Source organism: Synechococcus sp. H55.11, assembly GCF_047462475.1.
GTDB lineage: Bacteria > Cyanobacteriota > Cyanobacteriia > Thermostichales > Thermostichaceae > Thermostichus.
The window spans coordinates 15,675-31,343 of record NZ_JANSJI010000073.1; the positions used below are offsets into that span (position 1 = coordinate 15,675).

13 protein-coding genes are annotated in these 15,669 nt (G+C 58.7%); 10 read left to right on the forward strand and 3 right to left on the reverse strand.

Annotation, left to right across the window (positions count from 1 at the left end; translation table 11 throughout):
• The 9 genes from NW853_RS03185 to malQ form a co-directional block, all read left to right on the forward strand.
• A partial coding sequence (locus tag NW853_RS03185) for a heavy metal translocating P-type ATPase (protein ID WP_414347716.1) occupies positions 1–2,234 on the forward strand: 2,234 nt, incomplete at its 5' end.
• A 279-nt stretch (positions 2,235–2,513) separates the two neighbouring features.
• On the forward strand, positions 2,514–3,347 hold the full coding sequence (locus tag NW853_RS03190) for a DUF4388 domain-containing protein (protein ID WP_414347719.1): 834 nt from the start codon (positions 2,514–2,516) through the stop codon (positions 3,345–3,347).
• A 334-nt stretch (positions 3,348–3,681) separates the two neighbouring features.
• Entirely contained in the window at positions 3,682–4,569 is an 888-nt protein-coding gene (locus NW853_RS03195) for a DUF4388 domain-containing protein (RefSeq protein WP_414334734.1), read from the forward strand.
• Between the two features lie 100 nt (positions 4,570–4,669).
• The gene (locus NW853_RS03200; protein ID WP_414347720.1) at positions 4,670–5,038 is read left to right on the forward strand and encodes a roadblock/LC7 domain-containing protein; all 369 of its coding nucleotides are present in this window, start codon (positions 4,670–4,672) and stop codon (positions 5,036–5,038) included.
• Positions 5,039–5,090: 52 nt separating this feature from the next.
• Entirely contained in the window at positions 5,091–5,639 is a 549-nt protein-coding gene (locus NW853_RS03205) for a protoglobin domain-containing protein (protein WP_414334732.1), read from the forward strand.
• 58 nt (positions 5,640–5,697) lie between these two features.
• Positions 5,698–6,243, forward strand: a complete 546-nt coding sequence (locus tag NW853_RS03210; protein ID WP_414347722.1) for a GTP-binding protein — start codon at positions 5,698–5,700, stop codon at positions 6,241–6,243.
• A 13-nt stretch (positions 6,244–6,256) separates the two neighbouring features.
• A complete protein-coding gene (pyrE, locus tag NW853_RS03215; RefSeq protein ID WP_414334730.1) occupies positions 6,257–6,877 on the forward strand; it encodes an orotate phosphoribosyltransferase in 621 nt (206 codons plus the stop codon).
• Between the two features lie 29 nt (positions 6,878–6,906).
• Positions 6,907–7,779: a polysaccharide deacetylase family protein gene (locus NW853_RS03220; protein ID WP_414334729.1), complete on the forward strand. Its 873-nt coding sequence runs from the start codon at positions 6,907–6,909 to the stop codon at positions 7,777–7,779.
• Between the two features lie 116 nt (positions 7,780–7,895).
• Positions 7,896–9,497: a 4-alpha-glucanotransferase gene (gene malQ, locus NW853_RS03225; RefSeq protein ID WP_414347725.1), complete on the forward strand. Its 1,602-nt coding sequence runs from the start codon at positions 7,896–7,898 to the stop codon at positions 9,495–9,497.
• Positions 9,498–9,723: 226 nt separating this feature from the next.
• On the opposite strand, the gene NW853_RS03230 is transcribed toward malQ, so the two are convergent.
• The 3 genes from NW853_RS03230 to thrS all read right to left on the reverse strand — a co-directional run bounded on the left by NW853_RS03230 (position 9,724) and on the right by thrS (position 13,493).
• Positions 9,724–9,999, reverse strand: coding sequence for an FmdB family zinc ribbon protein (locus tag NW853_RS03230; protein WP_414347726.1), 276 nt, complete (start codon positions 9,997–9,999; stop codon positions 9,724–9,726).
• A gap of 65 nt (positions 10,000–10,064) precedes the next feature.
• Positions 10,065–11,270: a formamidase gene (gene fmdA, locus NW853_RS03235; RefSeq protein ID WP_414334726.1), complete on the reverse strand. Its 1,206-nt coding sequence runs from the start codon at positions 11,268–11,270 to the stop codon at positions 10,065–10,067.
• 411 nt (positions 11,271–11,681) lie between these two features.
• The gene (gene thrS / locus NW853_RS03240; protein ID WP_414347729.1) at positions 11,682–13,493 is read right to left on the reverse strand and encodes a threonine--tRNA ligase; all 1,812 of its coding nucleotides are present in this window, start codon (positions 13,491–13,493) and stop codon (positions 11,682–11,684) included.
• 176 nt (positions 13,494–13,669) lie between these two features.
• Between thrS and NW853_RS03245 the strand changes: the two genes are divergently transcribed.
• Positions 13,670–15,385: an HD domain-containing protein gene (locus NW853_RS03245; RefSeq protein WP_414347731.1), complete on the forward strand. Its 1,716-nt coding sequence runs from the start codon at positions 13,670–13,672 to the stop codon at positions 15,383–15,385.
• The last annotated feature ends 284 nt before the right edge of the window (positions 15,386–15,669 follow it).

Genomic DNA, 15,669 nt, shown 5'->3' on the forward strand with positions numbered 1-15,669 from the left:
ACCCCGAGCATCTGGCCCGCATCTTGACAGAGGCGGGGTTTCCCAGCTCCTGCGCTGCCGATTCTCCCCAAGGTCGAGCTCCTTCCCCAGATGGATGGGATCATGCCCTGGACGCGCCCGCTGATCCCATCGCGCGGCAGCGGCGGCAAACCCAAGCCCAGATTCGCCAGGCCCTCACCGCCGCTTTTTTACTGCTCATCTCTGCTGCCGGCCACCTGGATCTGTTCGCCCGCCTGGGCTTGCCCGTCCTCAACGACGTCTGGCTGCACTGGGGGTTGGCGACGTTGACCTTCGTCGGCCCGGCCCGCAACCTTGTCCTGGACGGCTGGCGGGCGGCGCGGCGGCTGGCCCCCAACATGAACACCCTAGTCGCCCTGGGATCCGGATCCGCCTACCTGGCCAGTTTGGTGGGGTTGTTGGCCCCGCAGGTGGGCTGGGAGTGCTTTTTCGACGAGCCGGTGATGCTGCTCAGCTTCATCCTGCTGGGGCGGGCCCTGGAGCAGCAGAGCCGTCTGCGGGCCGCCGGCAGCTTGCAAGCTTTGGTGAGCCTGCGCCCCAACTTGGCTCGCCGAGTGCCACCCCAAGAGACTGCGGGATCCCTGACCTCAGAGGGAGAGTGGTGCCCCCTCGAACAAGTGCAGGTGGGGGACTGGCTGCAGGTGCGGGCTGGCGAACAAATCCCCGTGGATGGAGAAGTGATTGCTGGCCAGGCCACGGTGGACGAGGGCATGCTCACCGGCGAATCCCTACCTGTATTCAAACAGCCAGGGGATGCGATCGTGGCCGGGACGGTCAACCAATCGGGATTGCTGCTGTGCCGGGCTACGCGCACCGGCAAAGACACCACCCTGGCCCAGATCATCCGCCTGGTGGAAGAAGCCCAAGCCCGCAAGGCCCCTATCCAAGGCGTGGCCGACCGGGTGGCCGGTTACTTCACCTACGGCGTGGTGGCACTGGCTCTTCTCACCTTTGCCTTCTGGTACTGGATCGGGATCCCGCTCTGGGGAAGCGAGATCCTGATGGGGGTTGGTCTCCACTCCTCTCTGCACCTAGGGGATCACCCCCCCCATCCCACCCCTCTGCTCCTTAGCCTTAAGCTGGCCATCTCGGTGCTGGTGGTGGCCTGCCCCTGCGCCCTGGGATTGGCTACACCCGTAGCCATTTTGGTGGGCACCGGACTGGGCGCGGAGCGGGGACTGCTCATCCGCGGCGGCGATGTCCTGGAGAAAACCCACCGCCTGCAAACAGTTGTCTTCGACAAAACCGGCACCCTCACCCAGGGGGATCCGCACCTAACGGATTGCCTTGCCCTCGACCCTGCCCTGGATCCGGCTCGGCTGCTGCAACTGGCGGCCACAGTAGAAAGCGGCACCCGCCATCCTCTGGCCCAAGCCATTTTGGGGGCCGCCCGCGAGCGGGGACTGCCCTTGCTTTCTGCCGACGAGTTTCACACCCAGCCGGGAGTGGGGGCCTCGGCGCGGGTGGAAGGGCAAGAGGTCCTCTTGGCCTCCCTAGAGGGGCTTGCCGCCCTGGGGATCCCGCTTTCTCCTGAAGCGCAGGCCCAAGCCAAGGCGCTGCTGCAAGCCGTCAAAACGGTGGTGGGCGTGGCCCTGAACAGATCCCTGGTGGGGCTGTTGGCGGTGCAGGATCCCTTGCGGCCCGATGCCCAGGCAACCCTGCAACAGCTCCAGAAAATGGGCCTGCAGGTGGTCTTACTGACTGGGGATCGGGCCGAGGTGGCCCAGCAGGTGGCCCAAGCTCTACAGGTGCCAGGGATCCGCGTCATTGCCGAGGTGCAGCCGGCAGATAAAGCCCAGGTTATCCGAGATCTGCAGGCCCAGGGCCAGAGAGTTGCCATGGTGGGCGATGGCATCAACGACGCTCCCGCCTTGGCCCAAGCCGATGTGGGCATGGCCCTGCACTCTGCCACCGCTGCCGCCCTAGAGACTGCCGATATCATCCTCATGCGCAACCGCCTCTGGGACGTCGTGGAAGCCATCCGCCTCAGCCGCGCCACCTTCCGCAAAATCCAGCAAAACCTCCTCTGGGCCTTCGCCTACAACCTGGTCGGGATCCCGGTGGCCGCCGGCGCGCTCCTGCCCGGATTCGGCCTCGGCCTCAGCCCCGCTCTAGCAGGCGGCCTCATGGCCTTTAGCTCCCTCAGTGTAGTCCTCAATTCGCTCCTTCTCAAGCGAACTTTTATAACCCGTGGATCTTCTGATGGTCAGAGTTAAAAAGTGTTAAAAACTACAAATATCTCAACTGCTACCTGTTGCTGTTTCCGAAGTTTTGCTGGATTTCTGCCACAACTTCCGCTCCATTGAGGCCGAGAGAGTGGGGACTCTGGTTAAGTTTGATTGAAAAGATGAATTGGCTGTAACTTTTGAGCATCTAAGTGTAGAATTGAGCTCAAACTTGCCCGCAGTGGTCCTACTTTGTACCTTGCTTAGCAAGGGAAAAACCGAGAAAATACTGAAAAGGCGGGATCCAATCGGTGGAGGGAGCGCGGAAACATGGCAATGCTCGGAGATCTTCAGGAATTTTCCCTAGCCGACCTGTTGCATTTGATGGAAAAAGGAAAGAAAACGGGCCAACTGTCAGTTTGGGCACCTACTGGCATTTATCGAGTTTGGCTGTATCAGGGGCGAGTGGTGGCGGCCTTGTCTCCCCAAGAAGAGCACCGGTTGGAGCGCTTGCTGGTGCGCTTAAACCTGGTCAGCGAGCAGGTGGTGGCGGAGTTGGCCTTCCTCTGCAGCTTGCAGGAGCCTCTAGGCCTTTGCCTGCAGCGGCAAGGGTTGATCTCGCCAGCAGCTCTGGCCAAGCTCTTCCGCCATCAACTGCAAGTGGGGCTCTACAGCCTCTTTGCCCTAGAAGCTGGCCAGTTTAGCTTTTTGCCCAACGTGCCCCTGCCCTACCGCGAGATGACCGGCCTAAGCAAAGGGGCCAGCGCCGTGGTTCTAGAAGCGCTGCAGCAGCTTCGGTTGGATCAGCGCCCGGAAGAAAACCTGCCGCAGCCGGACAGCTACTTCTGGCGCACCAGCACCGAGCTGCCCTTGTACAAACTCTCGCCGCTGGAGTGGGCAATCCTAGAGCAGATTTCCCCCACTCGCAACCTGGTTGAGTTGGCCCAATCCCTGAAGGCAGATCTCTTGGAAGTGCGCTATGCCTGTGCCCGCTTGGCCAAGTTGGGGTTGCTCAGCCCCTGCGACAGCTCGGCGGCTACGCCTCAACCTGCGCTCGCGGCGGCTTCTAAGCTTCTCCCCAACCCTCGGGAAGAGAAGGAGCTGGTTAAGCCTTCTTTGGTCAGCCGCCTCTCCACCCTTCTCAAAACCATTCGCGAAAAATAAGCCGGCAGGGTAAAATCTTATGGCATTTCCCCACGCTGGCTTTACGAAGTTAATTTAGGTAAAGATGAGCTGAATGGTTGTAACGGATCTAGATCAGAGCGACACAATAGTGATAGGAATTGAGGCCAAAATCCTACGCAGCTCAATGCCTAGACCCTATCTCTCCAATGAAATCGTTCGTCAGTAAAATTGCTGCCAGGTTGAGTACTTGAGCGAAGATGGCTTTGCCGTCGCTACACGGTTGTTGTCTGGGAATCAGCGAATGAGAATGGTGGTGTCTTTGAGGATCCCTGAAAGCGCCAATACTCAACTTAAGGGAGGCTAAAGAATTGCTATGGCCATCGTTGGAGACCTCCAGGAATTTTCTCTGCCCGATCTGTTGCAACTGATCGAAAGGGGCAGCAAGACAGGGCAACTTTCCATCTGGGCCCCAAACGGCATCTACAAAATCTGGTTTTATCAAGGTCGGGTGATTGCGGCTCTGCCCCCCGAAGAGGAGCATCGCTTGGAGAGTTTGTTGGCCCGTTCCGGCCTGGTCAGCGAGCGGGTGGTGGAAAAGCTGGCTTCTTTCTGTGGACTGGAAGAGCCGCTAGGGCGGTGTTTGCAGCGGCAAGGGTTGATCTCACCGGCAGCTTTGGCCAAGCTCTTCCGCCACCAACTGCAGGTGGGTCTCTACAGCTTGTTTGCTCTGGAAGCGGGCCACTTCAGCTTCCTACCTAACTCACCTATGCCCTATCGGGAGATGACTGGCCTGAGCAAGGGGGCCAGTGCTGTGGTTCTAGAAGGGCTACAGCAGCTTAAGCTCGATCAGCTTCCTGAGGAGAACCTGCCGCAGCCGGACAGCTATTTCTGGCGCACCAGCACTGAGCTGCCCTTGTACAAGCTCTCTGCCTTGGAGTGGGGGATCCTGGAGCAGGTTTCGCCTTCGCGCCGGCTGACTGACTTGGCCCGGCTGCTGGGGGCAGATCTTCTGGAAGTTCGCTATGCCTGCGCCCGCCTGGCCAAGCTGGGGCTCATCAGCCCCTGTGACAGACCAACGGCCATTGTTCCCTCTTCGCCTCTGGTTTTCTCAGATAAGTCGGCAGCGGTGGCAGACAGTTTGGAATTGGAAGCTGCGAAAGAAAAGCTGGGCACTAAGTCTTTCCAGGAAGGAGGCGACCGGGTCAAGCCCTCACTGGTTGCGCGACTGGCTACTTTACTGAAGGGAGTCCGTGATAAGTGAGAGGGTTTTGTGGCAGTATCTTCTGCAGCGGGCAGGACCATCAGTAACCGTAAAGTGGGCGGGAAGATGATAAAAAGACTTGAAAGCGGGGAGAGAAAGGATGGCTAATTTATCCTCTTTGCAGGCAATTCTCCAGAACTACGTTTCCAGCACGCCAGAAATTCAAGGAGCGGCTGTGGTCACTCCTGATGGGCTACCCTTGGCATCCACATTGCCCATAGGCATGGACGAGGAAAGAACCTCGGCCATGTCTGCTGCCATGCTTTCTTTGGGGGAGCGGATTGGGAAAGAGTTGGGTCGTGGGACCATAGAGAGAATCTTTGTGCAGGGAGAAAAAGGATACGGAGTTTTAACCAGTTGCGGCCCCGATGCTGTCTTGCTGACGATTGCCAGCGCTGAGGTAAAGCAGGGCTTGCTGTTTTTGGAGATGAAGCGTGTGGCAGCAAGCATTGCGGAAGCCATGAAGTAGAGAGGCTAAGTGGGGAAGCTAAGTTTGATTTTGACTTGATTTTGAGGGAACTATGGCTATCAAACCTCTGGAGCTGCTGCAAGTCCTGATGTCGCGCACCCAATTTACAGATGAAGATAAGAGGATTTTGCAGCAAAGTGCCGACTGGGGCAGCAGCATCGCCGCAGAAATGTCGGATGCCTTTTACGGCTATTTGGATCGCGATGCCGAGATGGCGGCTGTCATTGCCAAGCATAACCGGCAGCGGCTGGGCCAGACTTTTGCCGACTGGTTTAAGGAAATGTTCACAGGCATGGATAACTGGGGCCCCCAGTATGCCGAGCGCCGCTGGAAAATCGGCCTAGTTCATGTGCGGGTTGGCATCGGCCCTCAACACGTGGTGCCGGCTATGGCTACGGTTGTGCAGGAGGTGAGCCGCCGGCTGGTCAAAGAGGGCAAGCCCGAGCAGCTGCGGATGAGTCTAAGCAAAGTTTGTATGATCGACCTTTCCTTTATTGAGCAAGCCTATCTTGAGGTGGCCTATAACGCTGTTCAGCAAGAAACGGGCATGAGCGAGGCTTTGTTTAAACGCCTGATCGCTACCAGCTTAGCTTCCTCTTAAATATTCATTAAGCTTGTACAGGCGGGTCTGCGCTGGGGGCTTACGACTGAGGCTAACTATGGACAATATTCTCCGCATTGTTGTAACCGGGCCGGTGGGGGCTGGAAAGTCCACTTTTATCCGCACCATTAGCGAGATCGAAGTGGTCGACACGGATCGCAAGGCCACCGATGAGGTGGCAGAACTTAAGAAGAGCACAACGGTCAGCATGGACTTTGGCCGCCTGAGAATTGGCGAAGAGGGAGAAGAGATGTGGCTGCATCTCTACGGCACCCCCGGCCAGGCCCGTTTTAGCTTTATGTGGGATATTTTGATCAAGCGCGCCCATGGGTACATCCTTTTGGTGCCCGCCCACTTGCCCGGACAGTTTCGCAATGCCCAGGCCATCCAAGCTTTTATGAAGGCGAGGACAAATGTCCCCTCGGTTATCGGGATCACCCATGTCGATCACCCCAATGCCTGGGATCCAGAAGATATTTTGTTGCTTTTGAACCCTCAAGATGGCTCAATTCCCTACGCCACGTTGAATGCCCAAGAGCCGGCTTCTGTTGCCAACACACTGCTTCTGCTGGTCGAGCAACTGATGGCTCAGGTGGTTGTCTGAGGGGATCCCTGCTGTGCTGCTTCTCGATTGCTCTCCCCTGACCCTTTCTTCAGAGGAAGCGCGGGAGAAACTCTTGTATCTCCTTGCTCAACTGGCTTACCGGGAGGGATCTTTTACTCTCACGTCTGGGCAACAGAGCCCCTACTACATCAACTGCAAGCCGGTCACCCTTCATCCCCAGGGTGCCTACCTGGTGGGATCCCTGCTCCATCGGCTGTTGCCTCCCGAAACCGAAGCTGTGGCCGGGATGACGCTGGGGGCGGATCCGCTGGTGACGGCGGTGAGCCTGGCTTCTCTGCACGCTGAGCCTGCCAACCTACCTGCCCTGATCGTGCGCAAAGAGCCCAAAGGTCACGGCACCCAGGCCTGGATTGAGGGGCCGGAGTTGCCGGCGGGCAGCCGGGTGTGGATCTTGGAAGATGTGGTGACCACCGGCGGCTCGGCCTTGAAGGCTGTCGAGCGGGTGCGGGCAGCAGGTTATCAGGCGGAAGGGATCCTGGCGCTGGTGGATCGGCTGGAAGGGGCAGAAGACCGCTGCCGCGAGATGGGGATCCCGTTTCGTCGCCTGTTTACCCTGGAAGAGGTGCGGGCTTTGTCCTTTGCCGGGGAATCGAAAGGCCGGCTGGCCCGCTAAGGTGGTATGGAGTGTCTGGAGAGAGGGGGATGCTGCCGCCTGCCTACTCAGCTCTGCCCAGCCGCAAGTTGCCGAGCCTGCCGGATCAGGCGCGGGTGGCCGTCTACGTGGTCATGAACATCGAGCACTTCACCTTCGGCAGGCTGGGCACGGCCATTCAACCCCATCTCACCAGCTCTCCTGAGATCGCCAACTACGGCTGGCGGGACTACGGCAATCGGGTGGGCATTTGGCGCTTGTTTGAGCTGTTTGCCGAGCTGGGGATCCCGGTAACTGCCGCCCTGAACGCGGAAATGGTAGAGCTTTACCCCCCCATCATCGAAGGGATCCGCCACTACGGCTGGTCGGTGCTGGCCCATGGCTGGAACAACTCCACCGGCCACAGCGGCCTGGCCCGCGCAGCCGAACAAGAGCTGATCGAGCGCAGCTTGTCCCTGTTGGAGCAGGTTTCGGGCTCCCGGCCTTGGGGCTGGCTGACGCCGGGGTTTTCCGTTAGCGAGAACACCTTTGACTTGCTCAAGGCTGCCGGGATCCGCTACACCACCGACTGGGTGAACGACGATCAACCCTATTGGTTCCCGACTGCCGCCGGCCCCCTCTTGGGGATCCCCTATACGCTAGAGGCCAATGACATCAGCCTCTGTCTCAGCGCCCGCCTGCCGGCAGAAACCTTTGCCCAAGCGCTCATCGACCAGTTCGACCGCCTCTGGCAGGATGGGGAACGCTCCCCCCGCATCATGGCCATTGGCCTGCACCCCTTCATCGTCGGGCAGCCTCTGCGCATGGGATCCCTGAAAAAAGCGCTGCAGCACATCCAATCCCGTCCCCACACTTGGCTCACCACCGGCGATGGCCTCTACAACTGGTATGCCCAAGCCTGCCCTGCACCTGAGATGGCCTGACGGGATCCCGGCACCTTTGCAACTTGGTTGGGACTTTGTCTCCTCTGGAGCTGTCCATCGGGCTGCAAAAGTGACACGATAGGCGGTGAAACCACTCAGGGCAAAAAGGCTTAGCCATGCGCATGGGCAGACTCAGCGGGATCCTCTTGCACCCCACCTCGCTACCGGGATCCTTTGGCATTGGCGATCTGGGGCCGGCTGCTTACCGGTTTGTGGATTTTCTGGTGGAGAGCGGCCAGCGCCTCTGGCAGGTGCTGCCTCTGGGGCCCACCGGCTGGGGCAACTCCCCCTACATGAGCTTTTCTGCCATTGCCGGCAACCCGCTGCTGATTAGCCCAGAGCTGCTGGTCAAAGCCGGTTGGTTGGAACCCAGCGGCTGGCAGGATCTGCTCCAATGGCCGGCCATCCAGGCAGGGAATGGCGAGCAGGTGGACTACGAAGCCGCGATCCCCTTCAAGCTGGGCTTGTTGCGCCGCGCCTGGGCCACTTTCAAAGACAAGGCCACCGCCGCCGACTGGGAAGCCTTTCAAGCCTACTGTGCTGCCGAGGCCGACTGGCTGCCGGACTACGCTCTGTTCATGGCCCTCAAAGAGGTGTATGGTGACCAGGAGTGGACCCAATGGGATCCGGCCCTGGCACAACGGGATCCCCTGGCCTTGCAAGAGGCCCGCGACCGCTATGCCGATGCCATTACCCAACAGATGTTTTGGCAATACCTATTTGCCCAACAGTGGGGATCCCTGCGGGAGTATGCCCATCGGCATCAGGTGCGGCTGATCGGCGACTTGCCCATCTATGTCGCCCCCAACAGTGCCGATGTGTGGGCCAACCGCGAGCTGTTTCACCTGGATGAGCAGGGACGGCCCCTGCAGGTAGCTGGTGTGCCCCCCGACTATTTCAGCCCCACCGGTCAGCGCTGGGGTAACCCTCTCTACAACTGGGAGGTGCTCAAGGCTCGCGGCTACGACTGGTGGATCCGGCGCATCCAGGCCATTCTCAAGCAGGTGGATTGCGTCCGCATCGACCACTTCCGCGGCTTCGAGAGCTACTGGGCCATCCCTGGCGAGGCGGAAACAGCAGTAGAAGGCGAGTGGCAGAAAGGGCCGGGGGCCGACTTCTTTCAGGCGTTGGCCGACCGGCTGGGGGAAATTCCGGTCATTGCCGAAGACCTGGGGGACATCACACCGGAAGTGTTGCAACTGCGGGATCAATTTGGCTTGCCCGGCATGAAAGTGCTGCTCTTTGCCTTTGGCTCGGGGCCCGATAACCCCTATTTGCCCCATAGTTATGAGCGCAACTTCGTCGTCTATACCGGCACCCACGACAACAACACCGTGGTGGGCTGGTTTCATGACCCAGAACGCCCGGAGTGGGAAAAACAAAATCTGTTGCGCTACCTGGGCTGCCAGGGATCTGACGGCATCCACTGGGATCTGATTCGCCTGGCCCTGGCTTCCGTGGCCGACCTGGCCATCATTCCCCTGCAGGATGTGATGGGCCTGGGGGCAGAGGCGCGCATGAACTTCCCCGGCAGGGCCGAGAACAACTGGGCCTGGCGCTACCGCGAGGAGATGCTGCGGCCGGAGCTGGCCCAGCGGCTGGCGGAGCTGAGCGTCACCTACGGGCGCATCTCCCCGCAAGACTTGGAGCAGCGGCGGGCAGCCTTGGCCCAAGAGCGGGCAACAGGGTCTTCTCAAACTACCCCCAACTTTTCCTGAGCTGCTGAAAAATCCTGGGTATCTCCCATCAGCAGTTCCAGACGCTCTTCAGTGGCCTCTTTGGGCGCGAGTTCGCCCACAAGGCGGCCCTTACGAATCACCAATAAATGAAATAAAGCGCTGATTCATCATGTTGCTTCCCAGCCGAATAAAGCAGGGCTGTGGCTCCTGATAGCTGCTATTGTCTGCAGGGCTCCTTCATCTGGTCTGACCAGCCCACAAACGACTAATGATGCAACATCCAGGGTCGCCCACAAGATTGGAGTCGATACCTTCGGGAGTTTGAGTCAGAGTTTGAGTGCTGTTCCCGCCTGATCAACTTAGGTTCTCTTTCACCCTTTGGAGCTGGCAAGGAACTAGAAAGTTGAATCATGGGAACCGAAATAAGACGCTTACCCACTTGCTTACAAGTGGGGCAGTACGCTGGATCCCGGTATTGAGACAGAGGTCGCCATAACTCAAACTCACCACAGCTTTGACACTTAAACTCATACAGGGGCATCTTCTTACTCCAACACTTGAGAAAGATATCAAGATGGCTCGAAACATCTAAGAACAGCTAAGGATTTACCTGGGTAGGATATCTATCTCGAAGATTTGTGTAGGAACGGCCACCGTACAGCAAGCATTAGGAATATCGACGATCCCGCTCACCCTGCCCTCCACGGGTGCAGAACTAAGCAGGAGATAAGCTTGTTCTCCCGTAAAGCCAAACTTTTTCAGATATTCGATGGCATTTAAGCAGGCACGTCGGTAAGCAATGTGAACATCCATATAATGTTGCTTACCTGTAAACTCGTCCACAGAAATGCCCTCAAAGACAAGATATTCTGAGTAACGCGGCTCTACAGGGCCAGGCTTAAAGATGGGATTAACCAATCCGTACTTCTCGACGCCACCCTTAATTAGATCAACATGGAGATCGATATAGCCTGACATTTCAATGGCGCCACAAAAAGAGATCTCTCCGTCCCCTTGTGAGAAGTGAATATCTCCCATCGACAGCTTGGCACCCTCCACGTAAACCGGAAAGTAGATCCGTGTTCCCTTAGACAAGTTTTTGATATCGCAGTTACCGCCGTGCTCCCGTGGGGGCACCGTCCGGGCCGCTTCGGCAGCAACCCGCTCATACTCTGACTTGGGCAGGGTTCCCAAAATCGCGTTCTTGGGATTGGGCAAGGCGGCCAGCACAGGCTGATTACCAGATAGGCCCGCGCCGTAAGTGCGCAAATCAGGAGCCGAAGCAACCAGCTCAGCCTCCCGCTTGTTCCAAGTTGCCAGCAACTTGTGGGATGGAGCGCAGCCGATGAGGCCAGGGTGGATAATGCCGGCAAAGCGCACATGAGGAATGTGTCTGGAAGTGGTGTAAATACCCTGAAAATCCCAGATGGCCTTGGCCGCATTGGGAAAATGATCGGTGAGGAATCCTCCGCCATTTTCTTTGGCAAAAATACCCGTAAACCCCCACTCGTCTCCCGGCAGTGGCCCAATGTCCAGCAGATCGACGATCAGGATATCTCCAGGCTGGGCGCCGTTAACCCAAATAGGCCCACTTAAAACATGAACAACACTTAGGTCAACCTGCTCAATGTCGGAAGGATCATCGTTGTTCTTAATTTGTCCATCCGTCCAGTCTTTACACTCAATTCGGAAGACTTCGCCGGGGTTCACAGAAACCACCGCAGGGATGTCAGGATGCCAGCGGTTGTGACCTGGCAGATCCTGTTGATCCATCGGCTTGGTCAGGTCAACTTTAAACAGCGTTTTGGGCATCGGATCTATCCTTGAGCCGTCGCTCTGGAGTCAGGCTGCAGATGCCTAAAAGTGTATCTCCGATGAAGGAAGCAATACTGTAGTAAGGGCTACAGTTGATAGTGCTGTTGTCTACAATCGTATGGGCAGGAGAACGGCTTAGATCGACAGGCTGTTTCACCTCGGTTCAAAGTGACTATAGTCATTGCAAACGGTTATGAAACAGCTTGCTGGTTGATCTCTAGCTCCCCTCTCCCCTTGCGGGAGAGGGGTCGGGGGTACCAACACCCCCTGCCGGCAAAGGCGAACGCGTCAGCGGCGCGGAGCGCTTGGGACGGCAGCGAAGAGTCTTAACCTTGTTTGAAACGACTATGGACATTTCAACCAGATTCAAACGAGAAGCTGCTGCTGGAACAGGTAGCCTAACCGCCGCTAGTCCAGCGCTCGCGCCTGGGCCAGGAACTCCGCCACCGTCAGGGATCCCAGGTCTTGGCCGTGGCGCTGGCGCACGCTCACTGTGCCGGTTGCCTGTTCTTGTTCTCCCACAATGAGCATGAAGGGGATCCTGGCCTTCTCGGCGTTGCGGATCTTTTTGGGCAGGCGGTCGCTGTCGGCATCGATGTGGACGCGGATCCCCTGTTCCCGCAGGTGATCCCGCACCTGGGTGGCATAGCCCAGGTATTGGTCGGAAACGGGCAAAATGCGCACCTGTTCCGGTGCCAGCCAGAAAGGAAAATCCCCGGCATATTCCTCGATGAGGATCCCAATGAGCCGCTCCAGCGAGCCAAAGGGAGCGCGGTGGATCATCACCGGCCGCTGCCGGGATCCGTCTTCGGCTACATAGTACAAATCAAAGCGCTGCGGGTTTTGATAATCCACCTGCACCGTGCCCAACTGCCACTCCCGATCCAGCGCGTCGCGGAAAATAAAGTCCAGCTTTGGCCCGTAGAAAGCCGCCTCCCCAATCCCTTCAAAATGCGGCATTGATAGCTTCTCCACCGCTCGCCGAATGGCATTTTCGGCCATGTCCCACTCTTCCGGGGATCCCAGGTATTTATCGGACTTGGGATCGCGGAAGCTGAGGCGGGCGCGAAAATCTTTGAGTTTGAGCTTCTCGAAAACAACCAGAATGAGATCGACAACCTTGAGAAACTCTTCTTCCAACTGATCGGTGCGGACAAACAAATGGGCGTCGTCCACTGTGAAGCCGCGAACGCGAGTTAACCCTCCCAGCTCTCCCGATTGTTCGTAGCGATAGACGGTGCCGAATTCGGCATAGCGCAGCGGCAAATCGCGGTAGGAGCGCAGCTCCGATTTATAGATTTGGATGTGAAAAGGGCAGTTCATCGGCTTCATGACAAAGCCCTGCTCCGCCGCCCGCGCTTCTTCGCTTTCCGCCATCAGGGGAAACATGTCTTCCCGATACTTTTGCCAGTGGCCGGAGATCTTGAACAGATCCACGCGGGCGATGTGGGGCGTCACCACCGGCAGATAGCCCCGCTTGAGCTGCTCCTGCTTGAGAAAATCCTCCAGCACCCAGCGCAGGGTAGTTCCTTTGGGGGTCCAAAGGGGCAGGCCCGGCCCCACCTCGTCGGAAAAGATGAAAAGGCCCAGCTCCTTGCCCAGCTTGCGGTGATCCCGCCGTTTGGCCTCTTCCAGCCGCCGCTTGTATTCCTTCAGCTCCTCCGGCGTCTCCCAGGCGGTGCCGTAGATGCGTTGAAGCTGGGGCTTGGTCTCGTCCCCCCGCCAATAGGCGCCGGCCACGCTGAGCAGGTCAAAAGCTTTGGGGTTGATCTCCTTAGTGTTTTCCACGTGGGGGCCGGCACAGAGATCCCACCACTCGTCCCCCAGATGGTAGATGGTGATCGGCTCGCCTTCGGGGATGCTGTCCAGGATCTCCAACTTGTAAGGCTCGCCGAGGGCTTCAATGCGGCGCCTGGCTTCTTCCCGGCTCACCTCCTCGCGGATCACCGGCAAGCCTTTCTTGATGATCGCCTGCATCTCTTTTTTGATGCGCTCCAGATCTTCCGGCGTGAAGGGCTGGGGATGGTCAAAGTCGTAGTAGAAGCCGTAGTCGGTCGTCGGGCCGATGGTGACCTGGGCCTTGGGAAACAGCTTTTGCACCGCCATCGCCAAAACGTGGGAAGTGGTGTGGCGGATGCGCTCCAGCTTGGGAGATTCGTGGGTACGCAGCAGCTTGAGAGGGCTGTTGGCCTGCTGAGGCGACGCGGCTGGTTGAGACATCGGAACCCGCTTAACGACAAAAAAACGACTATCCGTGTCCCTATCTTAGGCTGAGCCCAGGGCAGACGGGATCCCAGGCGGGGGGAATTGCCCCCTTGAACCTCAGTCCACAACCCGGCCAGGAAAAAGGGGGGAAAGCACACAGTATTCTAGAAGTGTGGCAACCCCTTCGATTCATGGTCTCTTCGCTCGCCAACCTTGCCGAACGCTCTGCCGCCGCCTCTGAAGCGAAACCGGTCTCCTCTTCTGAATCTGGAGTTGCTCCGGTTATCGCCGCCATCGATGTGGGCAGCAACTCCCTGCACATGGTGGTGGTGCGCATCAACCCCCACATCCCCAGCTTCACCATCATCTCCCGCGAAAAAGCCACCGTCCGCCTGGGAGAGTTTTGCAGCCAGACAGGCGCCCTGACGCCTGCCGCCATGGAACGGGCGCGGGTGGCTCTGGAGCGGTTTTGCCGCCTTGCTGAAAGCTTTCAGGTGCAAGATATTGTTGCGGTGGCCACCAGTGCCGTGCGCGAAGCCCCCAATGGGCCGGAGTTTTTGAAGCGGATCGAGCGGGAGCTGGGCCTGCGGGTAGAGCTGATCTCAGGCCAGGAGGAAGCCCGCCGCATCTACCTGGGCGTGCTCTCGGCCATGGAGTTCCACAACCGGCTGCACGCGGTGGTGGATATCGGTGGCGGCTCCACCGAGCTGATTCTGGGCAACGGCCAAGAGCCGGAGTTCCTGCGCAGCATCAAGGTGGGAGCGGTGCGCCTGACCCAAGCGTTTTTGCGCCACGACCCACCCACCCCTGCCGAGCTGCAGGCCCTGCGACAACACATCCGCGGCATGCTGGAAGCTCCCATCGAGCAGATGAGGCGCATCGTTGCTGCTTCCCAACAGCCGGGATCCCTGACCTTGGTGGGCACCTCCGGCACCATCGAGTGCCTGGCCCAGTTGGATGCCCGCCGCCGCTTGGGTGCTCCCCCCACTCGCCTGCAGGGGTATGAGTTCAGCCTGGAAGCCCTGCGGGGCTATGTCAAAGAGCTGCGCTCTCTCACGGTAGCCGAGCGGCAAAAGCTGCCCGGTCTGGGAGAAAGACGCGGGGAGATCATCCTGGCCGGGGCGGTCATCTTGGAGGAGGTGATGAGCCTGCTGGGGGTGGAGCGGATCCAGTTTTGCGAGCGGGCGCTGCGGGAAGGGCTGATCGTAGATTGGATGATCGGCCAGGGGCTCATTGAAGATCGGCTGCGCTACCACAGCTCGGTGCGGCGGCGCAGCGTCCTCAAGTTGGCGGAAAAATATCAGGTGGAGATCCCCTATGCCGAGCGGGTGGCGGAGTTTGCCCTCAGCCTTTTCGATCAAACCCGCGGCATCCTGCACTCCTGGGGATCCCGGGAGCGGGCTCTTCTCTGGGCGGCCGCCATGCTGCACAACTGCGGCCACTTCATCAGCCATGCCGCCCACCACAAGCACTCCTACTATCTGATCCGCCACGGGGAGCTGTTGGGCTTTAACGAAGAAGAGGTGGAGGTGATCGCCAACCTGGCCCGCTACCACCGCAAGTCGCCCCCCAAGAAGAAGCACGAGAACTTCCAGCGCCTCAGCGACGAGCGGGATCGCCAAGTGGTGTTGGAACTTAGCCCCTTGTTGCGCATGGCCTGTGCTCTGGATCGCCGCCGCCTGCAGGCCATCCAAGGGCTCCACTGCCGCTTTCAGCTTCTGGGAGAAGGCCCCCGCCAGATGGAGCTGATTTTGGATCCCAGGCATCCCAACGACGACTGTGCCCTGGAGCTGTGGAGCTTGAACGAGAAGAAAAAGGCCTTCGAGCAACAGTTCAAGCTGCAGGTGATTCCCAAATTATCCACCCAGCTTCAGCGCAGCGCGGATCCCTTTGAGGCAGCCGTCTAGCCAAGGGGCATATAGTCGTTTCAAACAAGACGAAGACACTTTGCCGCTGGCCCTCACCCCCAGCCCCTCTCCCAGAGGGAGAGGGGAGTTAGAGCGGCGCGTTCGCGACAGCATTGCGTAGTAATGACGACGCAGAGAAATGTTTTATTACCATTTGAGATGGCTATAACTACCAGGCTGCCGGTGATCGCCAATAGCTGGGCAATCGGATCGTATGCCTTTAACTACGGCTTGCGCCAGCGGGATAAAGTTTTCACGATGCTGCGCGGCAAGTTTTGCTCAGG

Coding starts and splice junctions, on each gene's coding strand:
- NW853_RS03245 (WP_414347731.1), top strand. CDS start 13,670: ATGGTCTCTTCGCTCGCCAACCTTGCCGAACGCTCTGCCGCCGCCTCT.
- NW853_RS03220 (WP_414334729.1), top strand. CDS start 6,907: ATGCTGCCGCCTGCCTACTCAGCTCTGCCCAGCCGCAAGTTGCCGAGC.
- NW853_RS03200 (WP_414347720.1), top strand. CDS start 4,670: ATGGCTAATTTATCCTCTTTGCAGGCAATTCTCCAGAACTACGTTTCC.
- NW853_RS03210 (WP_414347722.1), top strand. CDS start 5,698: ATGGACAATATTCTCCGCATTGTTGTAACCGGGCCGGTGGGGGCTGGA.
- fmdA (WP_414334726.1), bottom strand. CDS start 11,270: ATGCCCAAAACGCTGTTTAAAGTTGACCTGACCAAGCCGATGGATCAA.
- NW853_RS03190 (WP_414347719.1), top strand. CDS start 2,514: ATGGCAATGCTCGGAGATCTTCAGGAATTTTCCCTAGCCGACCTGTTG.
- thrS (WP_414347729.1), bottom strand. CDS start 13,493: ATGTCTCAACCAGCCGCGTCGCCTCAGCAGGCCAACAGCCCTCTCAAG.
- NW853_RS03205 (WP_414334732.1), top strand. CDS start 5,091: ATGGCTATCAAACCTCTGGAGCTGCTGCAAGTCCTGATGTCGCGCACC.
- NW853_RS03230 (WP_414347726.1), bottom strand. CDS start 9,999: ATGCCCCTGTATGAGTTTAAGTGTCAAAGCTGTGGTGAGTTTGAGTTA.
- malQ (WP_414347725.1), top strand. CDS start 7,896: ATGCGCATGGGCAGACTCAGCGGGATCCTCTTGCACCCCACCTCGCTA.
- NW853_RS03195 (WP_414334734.1), top strand. CDS start 3,682: ATGGCCATCGTTGGAGACCTCCAGGAATTTTCTCTGCCCGATCTGTTG.